Source organism: Bacillus massiliigorillae, from assembly GCF_000380245.2.
In the GTDB taxonomy this organism is placed as follows: domain Bacteria; phylum Bacillota; class Bacilli; order Bacillales; family DSM-1321; genus Bacillus_AD; species Bacillus_AD massiliigorillae.
In genome coordinates, this window is the sequence record NZ_HG428741.1 from 526,151 (window position 1) to 546,830 (window position 20,680).

The following is a 20,680-nucleotide window of genomic DNA, read 5'->3' on the forward strand; positions in this document are numbered from 1 at the left end:
ACAAAATGTAAATCGTAATGATTCTTAAAATGGGTGAGTTAAATGAAAGATACAATTATTAATATTAAGGATATTTCCTATCGTTATGAGAAAAATCTCGTTCTTGAGAATATTAGTTTGACAGTACCAAAAGGTGCTTTTATTGCAATTGTTGGGCCGAATGGTTCTGGAAAATCGACATTGTTAAAGCTACTTCTAGGATTATTAAAAATCCAAAGCGGTTCCATTGAGTTATTTGGGAAACCAATACAAAGCTTTAAAGAATGGGATAAGATTGGTTATGTTTCTCAAAAAGCAAATTCATTTAATAGTGGATTTCCAGCTACCGTTTTTGAAGTGGTGTTAAGTGGGCTAACGAAGAAAATTGGTCTTTTCCACTTTGCAAAGAAACACCACCGTGACAAAGTTTGGAAAGCTATAGAGTCAGTAGGAATGACGGACTTTGCTAATCGAAATATTGGAGAGTTATCAGGTGGACAGCAACAGCGTGTTTTTATTGCCCGTGCATTAGTAAGTGATCCTGAACTTCTTATATTAGATGAACCTACAGTTGGTGTGGATGCTGCCAATGTAAAACAGTTTTATAAAATGCTTGAGGATTTAAATCAAAATCTAGGTATTACGTTAATGCTAGTTACGCATGACATAGAGGCAGTAAGTGAAAAAATCACACATGTTGCATGCTTGAATAAATATTTACATTTTCACGGGAATTCTCATGAATATAAGCAATTGAGCGATGTTGAGCTATCTTGCTTTCATGGAAATGTAGCAACAAAAAAATAAAAACTTATACTAATGTGATCGGGAGGTTTCCGATGATTTCGGGTTTATTGCAGTACGAATTTTTGCAAAATGCATTTTTTACAGGTCTTATAATAGGTGTTATTGCACCATTATTAGGAGTGTTTGTTGTTGTACGAAGGCAATCGTTAATAGCGGATGCATTAAGCCATGTTACGCTAGCAGGTATTGCTTTTAGTTTATTTATTGAGAAGAAATTTCTTTCTGGAGTGGGAAGTATTAATCCGCTTTATATGGGGATGACTTTCTCTGTCATTGGTTCATTATTTATTGAGCGTCTACGTGGTGTATATAAACATTATCAAGAATTAGCAATACCAATTATTCTTTCAAGTGGAATCGGTATTAGTGTTATTTTTATTTCGTTAGCAGACGGTTTTAATACGGATTTATTCAGTTATTTATTTGGTAGTGTAAGTGCAGTTTCACGAACGGATTTATGGACCATAATCGGTGTAGCTGTTATTGTAATTGCAATCATTACACTATTATATAAAGAATTTTTCCTACTTTCGTTTGATGAAGATCACGCAAAGGCATCTGGAATTCCAGCTCATATTATTCATTTTATATTTATCATTCTTGTAGCGCTAGTTATTGCTTCATCAATGAGAATCGTCGGTATCATGCTAGTATCGTCATTGATGACATTACCTGTTGCAGCGAGTATGAGGTTAGCAAATGGCTTTAAACAAATGATTGCTTATTCGATTATTTTTGGGGAAATTTCCGTTGTCAGTGGTCTTGTTTTATCTTATTATTTAGATCTTGCACCAGGTGGAACGATTGTTATGATAGCTATTATCATATTATTAGCAGCTATCGGATATAAGAAGATAAAGGTCCGCAGGGGATAATACTTGTAATGGAGTTGATCGTCATGAACGTCGATGAAGCATTGTTACTATTGAAGGATAAAGGATATAAATTCACGGGAAAAAGAGAAGAAATGCTGCAGCTTTTTTCTAATAATAACAAGTATCTAACAGCTAAAGAAGTACTAGAAAATATGAAAGTTAATTATCCAAGCTTAAGCTTCGATACCATCTATCGTAATCTATCTTTGTTTGTAGATTTAGGTATACTGGAATTGACTGAGTTGTCAGGTGAAAAGCATTTTCGATTCACTTGTAGCCATAATCATCATCATCATCATTTTATTTGTTTAGATTGTGGATCAACGAAAGAAATTGCTACTTGTCCGATGCAAAATCTATCTGAGGATTTAAAAGAATATGATATTTCTGGGCATAAATTTGAGATTTATGGTCGTTGTCCAGAATGTCACTAAAAAAGCGCCATCCAATAGGGGATGACGCTTTTTTTTAATAGCATTGAGTTTTATGTTTATCTCTGATATTGCACTTGATGAAGGTTGGCAAAGATTCCACCGTTAGCAATCAATTCATCATGTTTTCCCTGCTCAGCTATTCCTTCTTCTGTGACGACAATAATGCGGTCAGCATCTCGAATAGTAGCTAGTCGATGAGCGATGATTAATGTTGTACGGTTCTCAGCTAATTCATTTAATGATTGCTGAATAATCATTTCTGTTTCAGTATCTAATGCAGAAGTTGCTTCATCAAGGATGAGAATAGGTGGATTCTTTAGGAACATACGAGCAATAGCTATACGTTGCTTTTGTCCGCCAGATAATTTTAAGCCGCGTTCTCCAATCTGTGTTTCATAGCCATCAGGTAGCCCAGCGATAAAGGATTCTAGATGTGCTCGTTTAGCAGCAGCATAGATTTCTTCATCTGATGCATCCAGCTTTCCGTAAGCAATGTTTTCTTTTAATGTACCAGTAAAAAGAAACACATCTTGTTGGACAATGCCAATTTGCGAACGCAGTGATTCTTTTGTCATATCACGTATATCTAAGCCATCTATAATAATCTTCCCTTTTGTTACATCATAAAAGCGAGGGATTAATGAACAAATAGTTGTTTTTCCTGCTCCTGAAGGTCCAACAAAGGCAACCGTTTCACCAGCGTTTATAGACAAGCTTATATCTGTTAGTGTTGGCTTGTTGTCTTCATATCCAAAACTCACGTTGTCAAAGCGAATATCTCCATGCAAAGTAGAAACATCTACTGCGTCTTTCCTATTTTCAATGTCAGGATTTACGTCAATTAATTCTGTGAAACGTTTAAATCCGGCCATACCCTTTGGATATAATTCCATAAGTGCTGTAATCTTTTCAACAGGTTTAAATAAAACATTTACGTATAATAGAAAACCAACCATTTCTCCATATTTCAATTGCCCATCATACACCAACCATGCACCGACAATTAGAACAATCAATGTCATTAGACGTGTCATAATGTAAATGCCTGCTAAACTGAAAGACATCACTTTATAGCCGCCTAGCTTAGCTTTGCGGAATAGTTTATTGTTCTTTGTAAATCTCTTAATCTCAAATTCTTCATTTGTAAAAGATTGAACGACGCGTACTCCAGAAATACTATCTTCTACGCGTCCGTTTACCTCAGCTATTTCACCATACATTCGTTTCCATGCCTTGTTCATTTTTAAATTACCGAAGATCATAATAAGTAGTAGGAACGGTATTAAACATACAGTTATAAGTGCTAATTTTGCATTAATCGTTAGCATGATGAAGAACGCTCCAAAGAAAGTCATGATAGCAATAAACAAATCCTCTGGCCCATGATGCGCAAGTTCCCCAATATCCATTAAGTCGTTTGTTATACGGCTCATTAAATGTCCGGTTTTTGAATTGTCAAAGAATCTAAATGATTGCTTTTGAACGTGTTGAAATAGTTCCTGCCTCATATCTGTTTCGATATTAATGCCGAGTTTATGACCCCAATAGTTTACAACGAATTGCAGAGCGGTGCTTATAATATAGAGCAATAGTAAACCAAAGCTGACAGTAACAATCGTTGGCCAATCTTCCCCGGGTAATAATGAATCAATAAACCATTGTACTGCTAACGGAAATGCTAACTCTAAAATGCCAGCAAACACTGCGCAGCCAAAATCAATAATAAAAAGTCGTTTATAGGGCTTATAATATGAATAAAATCGTTTAATCATCCATGTGTCACCTTCTTCTCTATAAAATATATGATTCAAGTAATATATCATAATTGATAATTATTATCAATTGAGTGTTTTTTATCAAATTTAAACGAATGTAAACACGACCGAAGCATCTAAAAAGCAAAAGGAGGCATCCTGAAAGTGACTGGAAATCACTTTCAGAACGCCTCCTTTTCAATAATTTTCTATAATTTAAATCGTCTGTTTACCCAATTTTCTGCTTCACGCCAATTATTTACGCGAATAACATTTTGAGGGATACTGCCTTGGTTATATGCTGTATTAAAAAGAATAACAGGAATATCACATTCTTCACTAATCTCTACAGCATTATCATGTTTATCTTCAAAGAATATATTAATATGATGTTTTTTTACGGATGCAATCTTATCATGTGAGCCAATTAATTCAATGTGATGATAAGCGATTTCGTTTCTATGAAACCAAGTTTCCGTTACATTCATTAAGTGAGTATTACGTGCACTTATGAAATATAAATCGCCCAAATGAGCCCATCTATTGACTACTTCCTTTGCGCCTTCGTATAGAGGAGATTTTTCATAAATCATTGCTTCGTTTTTTGTGAACCATTGCGCCAGTACTGGTGGTTCCACGTTCACAAATGGTGTTAGGTCATATTCTGTAATATCATTAATTGTTAAATTTATATCGAAATCTTTATTTAAATATGGAAGGAATGCATCTGGTTTTGTAATAGTGCCATCAATATCAATTCCAAATCGAATCTTTGTCATGTTAACACCTGCTTTATTAGAATTACTGAATTAAATTGAATAACCTCTTTGAAATTATAGCTTAATTAAGAAGTTAACACTATTGATTCGTTTTCGATTTATCATTTGAGTTTTTTTATGAACAAAATGAAAAAGAGGTTTTTGAATTCTGTTTTTAGTCTATATAAGTATTATAAGGTTTATATGTATGTCGTTTACATAGGTGAATATTTTCTGTTATGTAGAAAATACTAAAGGTTACACTTTAGAAGAAAGTGAGGGAGTTTATCATGGAAAATCGTGAAATCAAAGATCACAATGAAAAATACCATGAAGAAACAGCTGCTGAAGTAGCACCACATCATACATTTTTAGAAGAAAAAGTATATCCTGAAGTCAAGAAAAGTAAGCTTACTGCTAGAATTCTTGGATATACGGGTTTAATTTTGGCTGTCATATCCCTTTTCTTCTACCCTTATGTACTTGGAATTATTGCTATAGTTCTAGGTTTTATTTCTCAAAGAAAAGGTGAAATCACCTTTGGTGCATGGGCAATAGCGATTGGAGCATTATCACTGATTATTAGTTTGTTCATAGTCCCTATTTTTTAAAGTATACACATTATTGTGATAAGTTCCTATTATAAATAGAATTACAAGAGGCAGACAATGATGTCTGCCCTTTGTTGTTTTATATAGTAACTATTGTTTATTGTTTTCTTCTTCTGCCTTTTTTGCAAAATATTCTTCAGCAATAGCATCGATTTCTTTTTTCAGCTCTTCTACCATGATCTCTTCAGGAACTTTACGGATAATTTTCCCTTTACGGAATAATAAACCTTCTCCTCTAGCACCTGCAATTCCGATATCAGCTTCACGTGCTTCACCAGGTCCGTTTACAGCACAACCTAGAACAGCAACTTTAATTGGAGCTTTAATTTTACTAATGTATTCTTCTACTTCATTGGCGATACTAATTAAGTCAATTTCAATACGACCACATGTTGGACAAGAAATAAGCGTCGCTGCATTTGAAGATAATCCAAATGATTTTAATAGCTCTCTTGCAACTTTAACTTCTTCCACAGGATCAGCACTTAATGAAATACGCAATGTGTTTCCAATACCTTTATGAAGAATAGCTCCTAGACCAGCCGCACTTTTAACAGTTCCAGCAAATAAAGTTCCTGATTCTGTAATACCTAAGTGTAGTGGATAATCAAAAGCTTTAGCCGCTTTCTCATATGCTTCAATCGCTAAGTTTACATCCGATGCTTTCATGGATACGATAATATCATGAAAATCTAAGTCTTCGAGGATTTTAATATGATGTAATGCACTTTCTACCATTCCATCAGCTGTTGGATAACCGTATTTCTCTAAAATTTTCTTCTCAAGAGAGCCAGCGTTTACACCGATTCGAATTGGAATACCTTTCGCTTTAGCGGCATTAACGACAGCTTCGACTTTTTCACGACGACCAATATTTCCTGGGTTGATACGGATTTTGTCTGCGCCACCTTCAATGGCTTTTAATGCTAACTTATAGTCGAAATGAATATCAACTACTAGTGGAATATTAATTTGTCTTTTGATGTCCGCAATGGCATTAGCAGCTCTCTCGTCTGGACAAGCAACACGTACGATTTGACATCCAGCTTCTTCTAGGCGCTTTATTTCGGCTACAGTTGCTTCCACATCATGTGTTTTAGTAGTAGTCATACTTTGAATAAATAATTCATTACTACCGCCAATAGTCAAATTACCAACTTTGACAGGGCGAGTTTTTGAACGATGTATAATTTCACTCACGTGATTTCTCTCCTTTAATACTACCTATATAGATGTTAGTGTTTGTTAATCTAGTCTACGGTAAATATCTTCCTTATTGTATCAATCATTATGAGATTTTGACAACCAATTGAGTATTTGTTCCGTTTTCTGGTATCTATGAAATGACGTCTTCACTATTGTGAAGGTTTCATATATGTTGGGAATTTATATGTTTTTCCAATTTGGATTTCAAGTGGAGACACTCCGTTATTCAGTTCTTCGAAATCCTTCATAATGGTTTCGATAGGCTTTGAAAGATGTCCTTCTTCACGTTCTAATATACTTAATACTGTATCGCCAGCTTGAACAGCAATTACTTTATAAGGTAGTGCACTTTCGTTTCCCTTTGTTTCTATTGGATTTTGAGGAGCAGTGAAAGCTGGCAATGTTCCTTTTGTTATGTCGAAGTAAATCGCATAACAGACAAGAGCGATTACTAGTAGAAATAAGATTTTTTTCACTATGTCCTCCTCCTACTTGAACAGTGTTTATTCATATATATGTTTCAGTAAAAAAGATATGCCCATTTTTGGGCAGATTTTAAAAAAATCAATAAATTACATAAAATTCATAATACGTTAATTCTCTCTTTACATTCAAACAAGATAATTAGTTGTAGAAAGAGGGGGATGGGATGAAAGTCGCGGTAGAAAAGAAGGGTGAAGGTGTCAGGAAAGAGAGGGAGTGGAGTTTGCTCACTCGGATTATTCTCCTGACAACTTTACTACTTATTTTAACTGCAGGAAGTATCGGTTTTTTATCGTGGCAACAATCGAAAACAGCCATGTTAAATTTAATGGAGCAGCGAATTGAACGGGAAGTGGCTCTTTTTTATGAAGTGGCACAAAACAATATGCTCTTGTTTGTGGGGAATGATGAAAAGTTTGAGAAGGGGATTCAATCCTTTGTTAAGAAACAAAGTGCTGACATGCAACAAGATAATTTACATGGTGAGTTTTTTCTCATAAATCGAGAAAAAGTAAAACCTTTTGAGAGTAATAGACAAAGTAAATTAATGTTTTCAAAAGAATTAATTAAGCAGATTACAAATAAACAAACAGGTATTATACATAGGAAAATAGGAGGAAAGATGTATACTTTTGGGTTTAAAAATATTCAAGAAGTAAAAGGAATATATTTATTAGCCGTCCCTCAAGAAGATTACTTAACACCTGTTGGAAATATGAAAAATATTACAATTGGTGTTGCAGGTGGTATCGTTTTTTTTACCGTATTTGTTATGTCATATATGATTAAATTCCTTGTGAAACCACTTGCGGACTTACGAGAAACAATGAGATATACAAGAGAAGGAAAACTGAATGTGAAAATAGATATTGACGGACGTTCTCCTGAAGTTAATTCTTTAATAAAAAGCTACAAATTGTTAATAAATGGTATTAAAACCCTGATTGAGAAAATTACACAAACGTCTACAGAACTTGATCAACAAGGTGAAGAGCTTAGATATTCTTCAAAAGAGCTTGTAAAAGGGAATAAAAATCTTGTAGATGGCATTGCAATCGTTCAAAGAGCGGCAGAAGAGACAGCGGCTAGTTCTATTTCAAGTATTGAGTCCTTTCAATTGATGAAGAGAGAGGTGCAATTGATTGTCGGTGAAATGCAACAAATTTTTGAAAGCTCTAATGATATGGATGAATCAGCGAAAATAGGTATTAGGAAAACAAATGAAATGCTTGATGCACTTGGAAATTATAAGCTTGAATTATCGAAAATGAATGAAACCATTTTAGGTATGCATGCTCATTCGAAAGCCGTTACATCAGTTGTAGAATTGATTCGGAGGATTGCTGAACAAACGAAGCTATTATCTTTAAATGCAACGATTGAAGCTGCTAGAGCCGGTGAATCAGGTAGAGGCTTTTCAGTTGTAGCAGGAGAAGTTCGTAAGTTAGCTGAGCAGTCGACTACAGCAACGGAGGAGATTTCTGCTACTATTTATCAAATGGAAACTTTAACGAATTATGCTACTAATGAGTACAATCAAATTCTTAAACGTATGCAAGAGCATTGGAATATTGCCACTAATAGTCAACAATCGGTTTTAAGTTTGACTATTCATGTAGATAATGTAAATGAATTATTAAGAAGTAGTGAGAAGAAGTTGTATGAGTTACAAGAAATGCTGCCTATGATGGAACAAGTAGCGGAGAGAAATGCGTCCCTTTCTCAAGAAAGTCAATCGTATATAGAAATGATGCAGCAACAATCAAATGAACATTATGAAGAAATGAAGAAGTATCACGAGATTGGTATAACGCTTAATCAATTATCGCAAACATTAACGAAGTATATAAAAAAATTCGAATTATAATAGGGAAAGCCCTCTGTAATAGAGAATTAAATGAATTAAACTTAAACTGCTAAGAGGATATTATGTTTAGGATTATGAGCATATATCCTTTTTTCTTGTACATATTAGATTTGTTATTTGGATTTAGAAATATAGTTAATATGTATAAAACAAAAAAGAACGTATGTTTGTTATGAAGGGCGTAGCCCATAGCGGGAGGGGGAGTGAGGACATCACAAACCAAATGTTTATGATTTTTAGGAGGTAAAGGCTATGAGGGAATTTTTCGGGAGTATTCATACTCATATCTTTGTATATCTTTAAAAATCGCTCCTTTCAACAAAAAGACAGCGAATCGTTAACACGACCTGCCGCCTTTTCATCTTCAAACAAGAGCCTACGCCCATTACATGTCTATTAAATCCTGCATTTGCTTGACAAACTCATCGAGAGTCATGCCTTCCTCTTTTAGCATTTGCAAGAACTCATCCCAATTCGTGCCTTCGTTTGCTAGTTTCTTTTTGAATTTTTCGATATCGAATTTTCCGTTAGTCGTAACGTCTTTCATGCTGTCGATCATGCCGTCCATGGCTTCATTTACAAGGAATTCTTCTGTACGGTCCATGAAAGCAGCGAATTGGCCTCTCGTAACGGCTTGGTCTGGTCTGTAAGTGCCGTCAGGAAAACCAGCCGTGATTTCGCCATAGACAAGCTTTCCGATGTACGGATAAGCGGCAGAGGACGGCGATACGTCTTTGAATGATACATTGGCCGTCTTCGTTAAATCGAATGCGCGAGACAAGAAGATGGCCATCTGTCCCCTTGTAACCGATTGGTCCGGTCTGTATGTGCCATCAGGGAAGCCCGTAATGATACCGTCTTCTGTCGCCTTCTGGATATAGCGAGCAGCAGCAGAGGAGGGGGATACATCCTTGAATTTCGTTTTGGTATTGGTCACCTCGTCTTCTTCATACAGGTCGCGCCCAATCATGATTGCAGCTTGGCCGCGGGTGACAGCTTGTGCTGGTCTGAACGTACCGTCAGGGAAGCCAGTGATTACCCCGTACTCAGACATGTTCTCGATTTCTTGATAGAACGTATAGGTGGCAGGCACGTCTTTATACGTTGTGTGGGCAGGTGCAGCTTGAGCAAATGGTGCGGCAGACAATAGCATCGTTGCGCCCAGTAATAATGCTGGTAGTTTCTTCAATTCTTAGCAACTCCTTTATGGTGTGTTTATATTAGCCATATTACTGTATCACACCTGATGAACCGACATTTACTGACATGATTCGACGCTTTTTTACAAGGGTCTTAGGTAGTGGAAATCCGGAAGGAAAAGGAAGTCTGGAGATGAAAAAAGCCCTGATATCACTAGTAGAAAATGGAGCGGGAAAAAATGTAACCTAACAGAGTATGTGAATGATTATACTTAAACTGTAGGTGCTCTAGTTTAAGTAAAAAGGACGTAACATATTTTATATATCTAATATGTTACGTCCTTTAATTTAGTTACCTTTTTTAATTTAGGTCTTGATAAGCTGCACTTACAGAGGGCTCTAATGTTATTTTTGCTTAGGTTTTGGTAATGGTATTTCTTTAATAACAAGATAAAGCATTGTTAATGTGACAGCCCAATTGACAAACATACCTCCGATTACACTAGTTTGGAAGATGCCCATTATAGTGAAGAATACTGTCGAAATCGTTACACTATAAGCGGTAATTCTCCACATGTGACGATATTGAAGTTTGGGATTGTATGCGCTTGCTAGTAATTTTCCTACCAATGCAATGATTGTGATTTCAATGAACTTTAATCCTGCGGCCATTATATACGTGAAGATACCTACAATCACAATTAATATGATTAATAACCCATCAATTTGCTTCATGAAGCTTTGAACATCATCTTTTGTTAGTGTGAATCCTTGGAAAAGAGAATAGGATTGAGCTTGCATTGTGCCATTAGCAACGATAACAAATTCAGATTTCAAAAGCGCTAAACCGTTATTTGTCTTTGTTTCTACATCTTTAGCGGTTAATGAACCCGTTCCGTCAAAAAAAATGTCGAAATCTTCATTGTTATGTATGATAGGCTCTTTAGCTTCTGTATGGAGCTTACCATTTTTAATTTCAAATGCTGGGATCTTATGTTCAATAGCGTCCTTAAAGGAAGCTACACCATCTTTTACACTAGTAGTTGTGTAAATAAAGGACGGTAATGTTGAAATTAAAACTAATAGGAAAACATAAAGAATGGTTTTCCCAATCCCCTGAAAGCGAAATTTTGCAATATCTTTAGGAGAATATAAACTAAGCCAAAACTGTTTGAAAATATTCATCGTGTCAACACCTTGTCATACATACTTTTTACATATTTTATCCTGCTTGTATACATAATACAACGATTTTAAAGCAATCTATTAATACACAATTCGCTTTGTAATATTTCTGTAATATAAGGGGGAGTTTTCAGCTATATGTTAAGGTATTGTAAAGAATGATTATTAGTCCTTTACATAAATTGAGATTGCTCACATAATAACAAAGTCTTAGTTGTAGAATTTTGTCGAATTATCGCTTGAGGGGTTGAAATTTAGTGGAATTGAATGTACAAGAAATGCTGTTTCAATTTTTGGGTGGACTAGGTATTTTCCTATTTGGTATCAAATATATGGGAGATGGACTCCAAAAATCAGCAGGAGATAAACTACGAGATATTTTAGATCGTTTTACGACGAATCCTTTTATGGGTGTGTTAACAGGTATTATTGTTACTTGTTTAATTCAAAGTAGTTCGGGAACAACAGTCATTACCGTTGGTTTAGTTAGTGCCGGGTTCTTGAATTTACGACAAGCAATTGGAATTATCATGGGTGCTAACATTGGTACAACAATTACCGCATTCATCATTGGTATAAAAATATCTGATTACTCATTGCCAATTATTGCAGTGGGAGCTGTATTGTTATTCTTCTTTAAAAATAGAAAAATTCATAATCTAGGACAAATTGTCTTTGGATTTGGTGCTTTATTCTTTGGATTAGAATTAATGGGCGATGGTATGAAACCACTTCGTACATTAGAAGCATTCCATGATTTAACTGTTAGCATGAGTGATAATCCTTTCTTAGGAGTATTTATCGGAACAGTATTTACTCTAATTGTTCAAAGCTCAAGTGCTACAATTGGTATATTACAAGAATTATTTGGTCAAGGTTTAATTGATTTAAACGCAGCACTACCTGTTTTATTTGGAGATAATATTGGTACAACAATTACTGCTGTATTAGCTTCAATTGGTGCTTCTGTAGCAGCTAGAAGAGCAGCGGCGACACATGTCTTGTTCAACGTAATTGGTGCTACTATTTTCTTGATTATTTTGCCATTCTATCTGTATGTTGTTGAATTAATAAGAGATGCTTTAGGATTAAATCCGGAAATGACGATTGCGTTTGCACACGGGATTTTTAACGTGTCGAATACAATTATTCAATTCCCATTCATTGCTGCATTAGCATACATTGTAACGAAATTGATTCCAGGTGAGGATTCAATTGTTGAATATAAAACAAAACATTTAGATCCAATTTTCATTAAGCAGTCACCAGCTATCGCTATTGGATCAGCTCAAGAAGAAGTTATTCGTATGGGGAAATTTGCTATAAAAGGTCTTGAAGAAACACAAAAATTCTTTGAAAAGAAGCAGCCAAAAAATTCGGAGTCAGCTTTACAAATTGAAGATGCAATTAATAATTTAGACCGTAAAATTACTGATTACTTAGTATCAGTATCATCTAATGAATTATCACCACATGAATCTGAAAGACATGCCATTCTTGTCGATACTGTAAGGGATATTGAGCGAATTGGTGATCACTTCGAAAATATTGTGGAATATGTTGAATTCCAAATTAATAATAAAGTTAGTTTAACTGATGAAGCCATGAATGACTTGGAAACAATGTTTAGCCTAACAAAAACGACTGTGGAAGAAGCTATTGATGCTTTAGATCACAATAATAAAGAATTAGCAATTGATGTATTGAAGAAAGAACGTAGCATCGATGAGCTAGAAAGATCGTTAAGAAAGAAACATATTTCTCGTCTTAGTGAAGGAAATTGCTCAGTTAAAGGTGGAATCGTTTTCGTAGATATTATCAGTAATTTAGAACGAATCGGTGATCATGCAGTAAATATTGCAGAAACTGTGCTTGGAGATAGCAAGTATAAATATAAATGATAACAGATGAAGTCCTTGTATTTTATGCAAGGGCTTTTTCTTTTGCGTAACTTTTTCTTCCTATAAGCGTATATAAAACAAATAGAAGGGTAATGAAAAAGATAGAAGAAGGAGAAAGGGAGACATTCATGGATTTTGTATATTGGATTATTATTGGACTTTTATTTGTTGTAGGTTTTGTTGGCTTAATTTATCCAATAATTCCGAGTGTAATCTTCATTATAGGACCAATCATTTTATATGGTTTTCTATTTACGTTTGAACATTTTAACTGGTTATTTTGGACAATCCAAGGCTTGTTTGTTATTTTGCTTTTTATCGCAGACTATGCAGCAAATTTAATAGGCGTCAAGAGATATGGGGGATCGAAAGCAGGAATATGGGGGAGCACAATTGGGTTATTAGTGGGTCCATTTATTATTCCTGTTATTGGCATAATACTAGGTCCGTTTATTGGAGCGGTTATAGCTGAATTATTGGTGCATAGAAAGAGTTTTATAGAAGCATTAAAGGTTGGATTTGGCTCCGTTGTAGGGTTTATTTCGAGTGCTATTACGAAATTTATTATCCAGGCATTTATGGTGGGTTATTTTCTCGTTGTTGTACTCTAAAAAATAAGCTTTTTATTTGAATGAGCAAACAAACTTTGATAATCTAGACGTAACGGGCTGAGATACGGTGGAAACCGTGTTCACAGCTACTTTACGTATTACATAGGAGGAGAAATAATTATGTCATTTGAATTACCACAATTACCATACGCATACGATGCTTTAGAACCACATATTGATAAAGAAACTATGAATATCCATCACACTAAGCATCACAATACTTACGTAACAAATTTAAACGCTGCACTTGAAGGAAATGCAGAACTTCAAGCTAAATCAGTTGAAGAAGTAATTGCTAATCTTGATGCAGTACCTGAAGCTATTCGTACAGCTGTACGTAACAATGGTGGTGGACATGCTAACCATTCACTATTCTGGCAACTCCTTTCACCAAATGGTGGCGGCGAGCCTAAAGGTGAAGTAGCTGCTGCAATCAACGCTAAATTCGGTAGCTTCGAAAACTTCAAAGCTGAGTTTGCTAAAGCTGCAACAACTCGCTTTGGTTCAGGTTGGGCTTGGTTATCAGTAAATAACGGAGAAATTGAAATTTCAAGTACTCCAAACCAAGACTCTCCAGTAATGGAAGGTAAAACTCCAATCCTTGGATTAGACGTTTGGGAGCATGCTTACTACTTAAACTACCAAAACCGTCGTCCAGACTACATTGCAAGCTTCTGGAATGTAGTAAACTGGGATGAAGTTGAAAAACGTTACCAAGCTGCAAAATAATATAAAGTGAAAAAATGGGTGTGGGAATGTTCCATACCCATTTTTTTAGCTATAATTTGTGTTTTGGAGGAACAATTTGGTTATTTTTCAATAAGCTAAATAGAATAAATAACCTTTAATAAAGAACTAATAAACATAGAAGGCTGTGTCATAAGTGATTGAATATCACTTATGACACAGCTTTTTTTGTATATTCGCCCTATGTTTTTCAAAAGCTAAGGTTATATATGAACAAATTGAAATCGTATCATTACTTAGTTCTCACTCTTACTTCATTTTGAATGGGAGCGTTGGTGCTAGTTGGGAATGGGATAAAGAGAAGCTTTAATAGGTGGGTTTTCTTATTTTTTCCCTATTAATAGTTGAAGCAATCGGGTTCTTATTGATGCTTGGTTCTTCCACTTACATGTCTTCACTTTAACTGTCAGGTTGAAGTGAAGGTCATAGCGCCAGTTTGAACGGGATAAAGGAGAGTAAAGAATGATTGTAAGAAAAGTTTTAGGAGATATTCCATTAACAAGAGATTTAAAACTATTACTTATTATTGGAGGACTCTATAGTATAAGTGCTGCATTATCAAACACATTTGTGAACATATTCTTATGGAAGCAATCAGGCAGCTTTTTTGAAATAGGTTTATACAATATAACGATTGTTATTTTCCAACCACTAACGTTTATTTTAGCGGGAAAAATGGCGAAAGTGATTGATCGTGTAATTGTTCTTCGAATCGGAGTTATATGCTTAGCTGCCTTTTATTTAGTAGTGCTAATGGTAGGTGATGCTGCAAGTAAGTATATTTTATTACTTGGTGCTATTTTAGGAATCGGTTATGGCTTCTACTGGTTAGCGTATAATGTGTTAACGTTTGAAATCACTGAGCCTGAAAATCGTGATTTTTTTAATGGTTTCTTAGGCATAATGTCATCTTTAGGAGGAATGCTTGGGCCTTTTCTGGCAGGCTATATAATTACACATACGTTTAAAAATATTGGTTATAGTATTATCTTTGGAATATCAATGTTACTATTCGCTATTGCTGTTGTTTTAAGCTTTTTTATTAAAAGAAGACATGCACATGGAAAGTACTACTTTTGGCGAATTATTCAAGAAAGAAAAAATAATCGTAATTGGAATAAGATTTTACTTGCACACATTTGTCAGGGATGGAGAGAGGGAACGTTTACATTTATCGTTTCTGTCTTTATCTTTATTTCAACTGGAAGTGAGCTTTCATTAGGTACGTTTGGTTTAATTAATTCAGGTATTGGGTTATTTACATATTATGCAGCTTCAAGATTTATAAAAAAAGAAAATCGTAATAAAGCAATTCTCCTTGGTGGTCTTGGTTTATTTGTATCCATTTTTTTATTAATTTTTAAAGTAACATACTTTAATTTGTTATTATATGGAGCACTTATTGCTGTTTTTTATCCTTTATTGCTCGTTCCTTATGTTTCGCTTTCGTACGATGTTATTGGTACAAGCTGGAAAGCGGCTGAAATGAGGGTGGAATATATAGTAGTTAGAGATCTTTATTTAAATATAGGAAGAGTTTTATCAATTCTACTTTTTTTAATAAGCATTTCATTCTTTAATATGAAGCAGATTATTCCTTATTTATTGTTCATATTAGGAGCGGGACACTTGTTTATTTATTTCTTAGTAAAGGATATTGAGATGGGTGTGAAAAGACAGAAATGATTTCCTGATATAATTTATTTTTTAAGGTAGAAAAACTATAGTCGTTTATATACAATAAGAAAGGTATATAGTTAAAAATATAGAAGGATGTGTGCAAAGTATTGAGAAAAATTAAAGACAAAAAGAAAAAATCACACGTTCCTTTTCGATTAAATATGCTTTTCTTTGTTATATTCATATTATTTACGGCTTTGATATTACGTCTTGGCGTTGTACAAATTGTATACGGAGATGACTATCGTCGTGAAATAGAGCGTACAGAAGATGTTACGGTAAACAACTCTGTACCTCGTGGGAAGATGTATGATCGAACTGGTAAAACGGTCGTTGATAATACTCCAGTAGATACGATTACATATACACGACTACAAGGAACAACGACAGAAGAAATGCTAGAAACGGCAGAGAAATTAGCTGGAATTATTGAAAAAAGTGATAGTAAAGTTACGGAACGTGACAAGAAAGACTTCTGGATGCTTTTAAATCCTGATGAAGCGAAGAAGAAAATCACAAAACAAGATGAAAAAGAATTTGAAGATAAGAAAATCGATGATAAAGAGATTTATAAAAGACAACTAAGTCGTATTACTGAACAAGAACTACAGTCTCTTACAAAGCAACAGCTTGAAGTTCTTGCTATCTATCGAGAAATGGCAAGTGCAAAAGCTTTAACACCTCAAATTATTAAAACGAAAACTGTGAAAAACATTAATGGAACGCAAAAATTAGTTGAAGAGGTAACAGAAAAAGAAGTTGCAATGGTAAGTGAAAACTTAGAGTCATTACCGGGTATAGAGGTTTCAGCAGATTGGAACCGTGATTATAAGTATGGTAAGACATTAGCTTCAGTAATTGGGAAGGTGTCTACATCAGGAGAAGGAATACCGCTTGAACAATTAGATTATTATTTAGCGCGAGATTATAATCGAAATGATCGTGTTGGTAAAAGTTATATAGAAGCACAGTATGAAGATGTGCTACAAGGTCAAAAAGCAAAAGTGAAAAATGTAACAGATAAATCAGGTAATGTATTAGAATCAGCACTACTTTCAGCGGGAAAACGCGGTAATGATTTAGTTCTAACAATTGATATGGACTTACAGCGTGCTGTCGAAGAAATTATTGAACAAGAATTAAGACAGAAGAAATCCTATGGTAGTACACAATTCTTGGATCGCGCATTCGTCGTTATGATGGATCCGAATACAGGAGAAGTACTTACAATGGCTGGGAAACGATATGCTCGAAATGAAGATACTGGTAAAATGGAATTTACCGATTTTGCTCTAGGCAATATCACAACTTCTTATACAATGGGTTCTGTTGTTAAGGGAGCTACTGTCTTAACAGGTTATGAAACAGGAGTTCTGCGTCCAGGTGCAGGTGTAATGGATAGTCCAATTAAGATTGGACCGACTATCAAGAAATCTTGGAAGAACATGGGCTGGATTAATGATTTAACAGCGTTAAAACAATCTTCAAACGTATATATGTTTCACATAGCAATGGATATCGGTAAAGGAAACTATCGTTATGGTCAGCCGTTGAGCATTGATACAAAAGCATTTGATACGATGCGTTATTATTTCAATCAATTTGGTTTAGGTACACGTACAGGAATTGACTTGCCAAACGAATCAGCCGGTTTTAAAGGGCAAGATAAACTACCTGGTAAACTGCTCGACTTCTCTATCGGTCAGTTTGATACGTATACTCCGATGCAATTAGCGCAATATGTTTCAACAATTGCAAATGGTGGAAACAGACTACAACCTCATATTGTAAAGCAAATTAGAGAGCCATCTGAAGATGCTAAATCATTAGGTCCGGTTACGCAAGAAATATCGCCTGTTGTACTTAATACGTTAGATATGAAATCTTCATGGATTGAGCGTGTACAAACAGGCTTTAGAAAAGTAATGCAAGAACAAGGTGGTACAGGTAAATCAGCGTTTGCTGGTGCTAAGTATGATCCAGCGGGAAAAACAGGAACAGCCGAGGCATTCTATGATGGTCCGCTTCGTAAAAATTATAAGGAGCCACCACCAACAATGAATTTATCATTAGTTGGGTATGCACCTTCCAAAAATCCTGAAGTAGCTATGGCAGTAGTAGTGCCATGGGCATATCAAGGGAAAACTGGTCATAGCATGAATATGGACATTGGTCGTAAAGTAATGGATAAATACTTTGAATTAAAGGAAAAACGTGATTCAACATCTAATAAAGCAACAAATGAAGATAATATTGAGTAAAAAAAGCTTGCTTCGGCAAGCTTTTTTTAAATGATAAGAAAGTATATAATTTTGCGGGTTGGCTTATTTCTGCCGCATAGCTCTTTTTTTGATTGGGAGTAAATCAAGTAGCATAAACTTCAATCAAAAAAGACCGGTGACGGTTTTTCTTATGAAGGTCAATAGTTTGAATATTATGTTCTTTAATAGAAATATAAGTTAATTTTATATACAATAGGTAATAGTGTAAAAGATTTCAATAGATAGGAGGGGATAGGAAGTGAAAAAGGAAAAAAAATAACTAAAAAGAAAAAGACGCATATTCCATTTCGTTTGAACCTCCTTTTCTTTGTTGCTTTCTTATTATTTTCGGGATTAATACTACGTCTAGGTATTGTGCAGATTGTAAATGGAGAAGATGCACGTCGAAATTTAGAGAGAACCGAAGAGGTAACAGTTAATAAGCCTGTTCCACGTGGGAAAATCTATGATAATACAGGAAAAACAATAGTAGATAACGCACCTGTTGATACGATTACGTATACGAGACAGCAAAATACAAAAACGAGTGAAATGTTAGAAGTAGCAGAGAACTTAGCAAAGTTAATTGATAAAAATGATAGTAAAGTGACAGCACGTGATAAGAAAGATTTCTGGATGTTAATAAATCCAGAAGCAGCGGAGAAGAAAATAACAAAAGAAGACAAAGAGCTGTTCAATGAGGAGAAGATTGATAATAAAGAAGTGTATAAACGCCAATTAGATCGTATCACAGAAAAAGAATACAATTCTTTGACTAAAGAGCAGCTTAAAGTTCTAGCTATATATCGAGAAATGGCGAGTGCTAAAGCGTTATCACCTCAAATTATCAAAACGAAAACGGTGAAATCAATTAATGGAACTCCAAAAGTAATTGAACAAGTAACAGAATCAGAAGTAGCTATTATTAGTGAGCATCTCGAATCGTTACCTGGCATTGATGTAACAACGGATTGGAATCGTGAATATTTATTTGGTGACACATTAAAGTCAGTAATGGGTAAAGTTTCAAAGGAAGGTCTTCCGCTTGAAAGAATTGATTATTTTTTAACGCGAGATTATAGCCGTAATGATCGTGTAGGAGAAAGTTATATTGAGTCAGCTTATGAAGATGTTCTGCACGGGCAGAAGGAAAAGATAAAGAACATTACAGATAAAGCAGGAAATGTTATTGAATCGTTACCGATTTCAGAAGGACAACGAGGGAAAGATTTACGTTTAACAATTAATATGGATTTACAGCGTGCTGTAGAGAATATTATCGAAAGTGAACTTCGAGCGAAAAGAGGAAGAGGGGATACATACTTTTTAGATCGGGCTTTCGTTGTTTTAATGGATCCTAATACCGGTGCGATTTTGACAATGGCTGGAAAGAAATTCGAAGATGGAGAACTACAAGATTATGCACTAGGTACGTTCACATCATCTTACACAATGGGCTCAGTTGTAAAAGGTGCTACGGTTTTAACAGGGTATCAAACAGGGGCAATACATCCTGGTAAACATTGGGAAGATACTCCAGTGAAAATCGCACAAACAATTAAGAAATCTTGGACAACGATGGGATGGATTGATGATTTAACAGCTTTAAAGCGATCATCTAATGTTTACATGTTTAGAACGGCTATGGAGATCGGAGCACCAGGACGGTATAGTTATGGTAATTCCTTAAGAATTGATGAAGAGGCATTTGAAACAATGCGCTATTATTATAATCAATTCGGTTTAGGGACACGGACGGGAATTGATTTACCAAATGAGGCTGTAGGATTTAAAGGGACAGATAAAAGACCAGGTTTTCTACTAGATTTATCGATTGGTCAGTATGATATGTATACACCGATGCAGTTAGCTCAATATGTTTCGACTATTGCTAATGGAGGAAAAAGATTAAAGCCACATATAGTGCAAGAAATAAGAGAGCCTTCTAAAGATCCAACAGTATTAGGACCTGTTATAAAGGATATTTCTCCAGTTGTGTTAAATACTTTAGATATGAAATCTAGTTGGATTGATCGTGTACAAACAGGTTTTAGGCAGGTAATGCAAGAGTCAGGTGGGACAGCTGTTGGTTATTTTGGTCCTGCAAAAGGTGTTACGTATAATCCTGCTGGAAAAACAGGGACAGCTGAAGCATTTTATGACGGTCCACGTCGTAAGGAATATGAAGGTGAACCACCAGCTACAATGAATTTATCTTTAGTTGCCTATGCTCCAGCTAATAATCCTGAAGTAGCAATGGCAGTTGTTGTACCTTGGGCATATCAAGGGAAAACAGGGCATAATATGAACTTAGATATTGGTAAAAAAGTGATGGATACGTATTTTTCTATGAAAAAGTAAGAATCTAGACAGTCAGGAACG

At 35.0% G+C, this 20,680-nt stretch carries 17 protein-coding genes; 11 read left to right on the forward strand and 6 right to left on the reverse strand.

The genetic code is table 11. From position 1 onward, the window contains the following. Window positions 1-42 precede the first annotated feature (42 nt). From TX86_RS02415 to TX86_RS02425, 3 genes are read left to right on the forward strand one after another with little or no spacing between them, the layout of a single operon-like run. Complete coding sequence (locus TX86_RS02415) at window positions 43-786, forward strand: metal ABC transporter ATP-binding protein (RefSeq protein WP_042345905.1); 744 nt, start codon at window positions 43-45, stop codon at window positions 784-786. A gap of 32 nt (window positions 787-818) precedes the next feature. Beyond that, window positions 819-1,661 (forward strand): metal ABC transporter permease, encoded by an 843-nt coding sequence (locus TX86_RS02420; RefSeq protein ID WP_042345907.1) that lies wholly within the window; start codon window positions 819-821, stop codon window positions 1,659-1,661. Window positions 1,662-1,684: 23 nt separating this feature from the next. Beyond that, on the forward strand, window positions 1,685-2,095 hold the full coding sequence (locus TX86_RS02425; protein WP_042350076.1) for a Fur family transcriptional regulator: 411 nt from the start codon (window positions 1,685-1,687) through the stop codon (window positions 2,093-2,095). A gap of 56 nt (window positions 2,096-2,151) precedes the next feature. Here TX86_RS02425 and TX86_RS02430 read toward each other — a convergent pair whose 3' ends face one another. After that, entirely contained in the window at window positions 2,152-3,867 is a 1,716-nt protein-coding gene (locus tag TX86_RS02430; RefSeq protein ID WP_042345909.1) for an ABC transporter ATP-binding protein, read from the reverse strand. Between the two features lie 191 nt (window positions 3,868-4,058). Beyond that, on the reverse strand, window positions 4,059-4,628 hold the full coding sequence (locus TX86_RS02435; RefSeq protein WP_042345911.1) for a 5' nucleotidase, NT5C type: 570 nt from the start codon (window positions 4,626-4,628) through the stop codon (window positions 4,059-4,061). A 269-nt stretch (window positions 4,629-4,897) separates the two neighbouring features. Between TX86_RS02435 and TX86_RS02440 the strand changes: the two genes are divergently transcribed. Beyond that, on the forward strand, window positions 4,898-5,218 hold the full coding sequence (locus tag TX86_RS02440; RefSeq protein WP_042345914.1) for a hypothetical protein: 321 nt from the start codon (window positions 4,898-4,900) through the stop codon (window positions 5,216-5,218). Between the two features lie 90 nt (window positions 5,219-5,308). Here the strand turns inward: TX86_RS02440 and ispG are convergent, their stop codons facing one another. Together ispG and yqfZ are read right to left on the reverse strand one after the other, a co-directional pair. Beyond that, the gene (gene ispG / locus TX86_RS02445; RefSeq protein ID WP_042345915.1) at window positions 5,309-6,418 is read right to left on the reverse strand and encodes a flavodoxin-dependent (E)-4-hydroxy-3-methylbut-2-enyl-diphosphate synthase; all 1,110 of its coding nucleotides are present in this window, start codon (window positions 6,416-6,418) and stop codon (window positions 5,309-5,311) included. A 155-nt stretch (window positions 6,419-6,573) separates the two neighbouring features. After that, the gene (gene yqfZ / locus TX86_RS02450; RefSeq protein ID WP_042345916.1) at window positions 6,574-6,900 is read right to left on the reverse strand and encodes a protein YqfZ; all 327 of its coding nucleotides are present in this window, start codon (window positions 6,898-6,900) and stop codon (window positions 6,574-6,576) included. A gap of 1,190 nt (window positions 6,901-8,090) precedes the next feature. On the opposite strand from yqfZ, the gene TX86_RS27705 reads away from it, so the two are divergent. Beyond that, on the forward strand, window positions 8,091-8,774 hold the full coding sequence (locus tag TX86_RS27705; protein ID WP_439096837.1) for a methyl-accepting chemotaxis protein: 684 nt from the start codon (window positions 8,091-8,093) through the stop codon (window positions 8,772-8,774). Between the two features lie 385 nt (window positions 8,775-9,159). Here the strand turns inward: TX86_RS27705 and TX86_RS02460 are convergent, their stop codons facing one another. Together TX86_RS02460 and TX86_RS02465 are read right to left on the reverse strand one after the other, a co-directional pair. Continuing rightward, window positions 9,160-9,963 (reverse strand): S-layer homology domain-containing protein, encoded by an 804-nt coding sequence (locus TX86_RS02460; protein ID WP_052343512.1) that lies wholly within the window; start codon window positions 9,961-9,963, stop codon window positions 9,160-9,162. Window positions 9,964-10,318: 355 nt separating this feature from the next. Next, a complete protein-coding gene (locus TX86_RS02465; protein WP_042345920.1) occupies window positions 10,319-11,098 on the reverse strand; it encodes a DUF1189 domain-containing protein in 780 nt (259 codons plus the stop codon). Window positions 11,099-11,355: 257 nt separating this feature from the next. On the opposite strand from TX86_RS02465, the gene TX86_RS02470 reads away from it, so the two are divergent. The 6 genes from TX86_RS02470 to TX86_RS02495 all read left to right on the forward strand — a co-directional run bounded on the left by TX86_RS02470 (window position 11,356) and on the right by TX86_RS02495 (window position 20,659). Continuing rightward, window positions 11,356-12,999 (forward strand): Na/Pi cotransporter family protein, encoded by a 1,644-nt coding sequence (locus tag TX86_RS02470; RefSeq protein ID WP_195892851.1) that lies wholly within the window; start codon window positions 11,356-11,358, stop codon window positions 12,997-12,999. A 128-nt stretch (window positions 13,000-13,127) separates the two neighbouring features. After that, a complete protein-coding gene (locus TX86_RS02475; RefSeq protein WP_042350082.1) occupies window positions 13,128-13,610 on the forward strand; it encodes a DUF456 domain-containing protein in 483 nt (160 codons plus the stop codon). Window positions 13,611-13,730: 120 nt separating this feature from the next. After that, window positions 13,731-14,339, forward strand: a complete 609-nt coding sequence (locus TX86_RS02480) for a superoxide dismutase (protein WP_042345922.1) — start codon at window positions 13,731-13,733, stop codon at window positions 14,337-14,339. A 480-nt stretch (window positions 14,340-14,819) separates the two neighbouring features. Next, a complete protein-coding gene (locus tag TX86_RS02485) occupies window positions 14,820-16,043 on the forward strand; it encodes an MFS transporter (RefSeq protein WP_042345924.1) in 1,224 nt (407 codons plus the stop codon). Window positions 16,044-16,198: 155 nt separating this feature from the next. Further along, window positions 16,199-18,298, forward strand: coding sequence for a penicillin-binding transpeptidase domain-containing protein (locus TX86_RS02490; RefSeq protein WP_042350084.1), 2,100 nt, complete (start codon window positions 16,199-16,201; stop codon window positions 18,296-18,298). A 252-nt stretch (window positions 18,299-18,550) separates the two neighbouring features. Further along, window positions 18,551-20,659 carry a peptidoglycan D,D-transpeptidase FtsI family protein gene (locus TX86_RS02495; protein ID WP_052343513.1) on the forward strand — a complete coding sequence of 703 codons (2,109 nt, stop codon included), beginning with the start codon at window positions 18,551-18,553 and terminating at the stop codon, window positions 20,657-20,659. Window positions 20,660-20,680: the final 21 nt, after the last annotated feature.

What these genes read in the sequence shown, in the direction of transcription:
- TX86_RS02415 (WP_042345905.1), top strand. Translation starts at nt 43, where the DNA reads ATGAAAGATACAATTATTAATATTAAGGATATTTCCTATCGTTATGAG.
- TX86_RS02420 (WP_042345907.1), top strand. Translation starts at nt 819, where the DNA reads ATGATTTCGGGTTTATTGCAGTACGAATTTTTGCAAAATGCATTTTTT.
- TX86_RS02425 (WP_042350076.1), top strand. Translation starts at nt 1,685, where the DNA reads ATGAACGTCGATGAAGCATTGTTACTATTGAAGGATAAAGGATATAAA.
- TX86_RS02430 (WP_042345909.1), bottom strand. Translation starts at nt 3,867, where the DNA reads ATGATTAAACGATTTTATTCATATTATAAGCCCTATAAACGACTTTTT.
- TX86_RS02435 (WP_042345911.1), bottom strand. Translation starts at nt 4,628, where the DNA reads ATGACAAAGATTCGATTTGGAATTGATATTGATGGCACTATTACAAAA.
- TX86_RS02440 (WP_042345914.1), top strand. Translation starts at nt 4,898, where the DNA reads ATGGAAAATCGTGAAATCAAAGATCACAATGAAAAATACCATGAAGAA.
- TX86_RS27705 (WP_439096837.1), top strand. Translation starts at nt 8,091, where the DNA reads ATGGATGAATCAGCGAAAATAGGTATTAGGAAAACAAATGAAATGCTT.
- TX86_RS02465 (WP_042345920.1), bottom strand. Translation starts at nt 11,098, where the DNA reads ATGAATATTTTCAAACAGTTTTGGCTTAGTTTATATTCTCCTAAAGAT.
- TX86_RS02475 (WP_042350082.1), top strand. Translation starts at nt 13,128, where the DNA reads ATGGATTTTGTATATTGGATTATTATTGGACTTTTATTTGTTGTAGGT.
- TX86_RS02480 (WP_042345922.1), top strand. Translation starts at nt 13,731, where the DNA reads ATGTCATTTGAATTACCACAATTACCATACGCATACGATGCTTTAGAA.
- TX86_RS02485 (WP_042345924.1), top strand. Translation starts at nt 14,820, where the DNA reads ATGATTGTAAGAAAAGTTTTAGGAGATATTCCATTAACAAGAGATTTA.
- TX86_RS02490 (WP_042350084.1), top strand. Translation starts at nt 16,199, where the DNA reads ATGCTTTTCTTTGTTATATTCATATTATTTACGGCTTTGATATTACGT.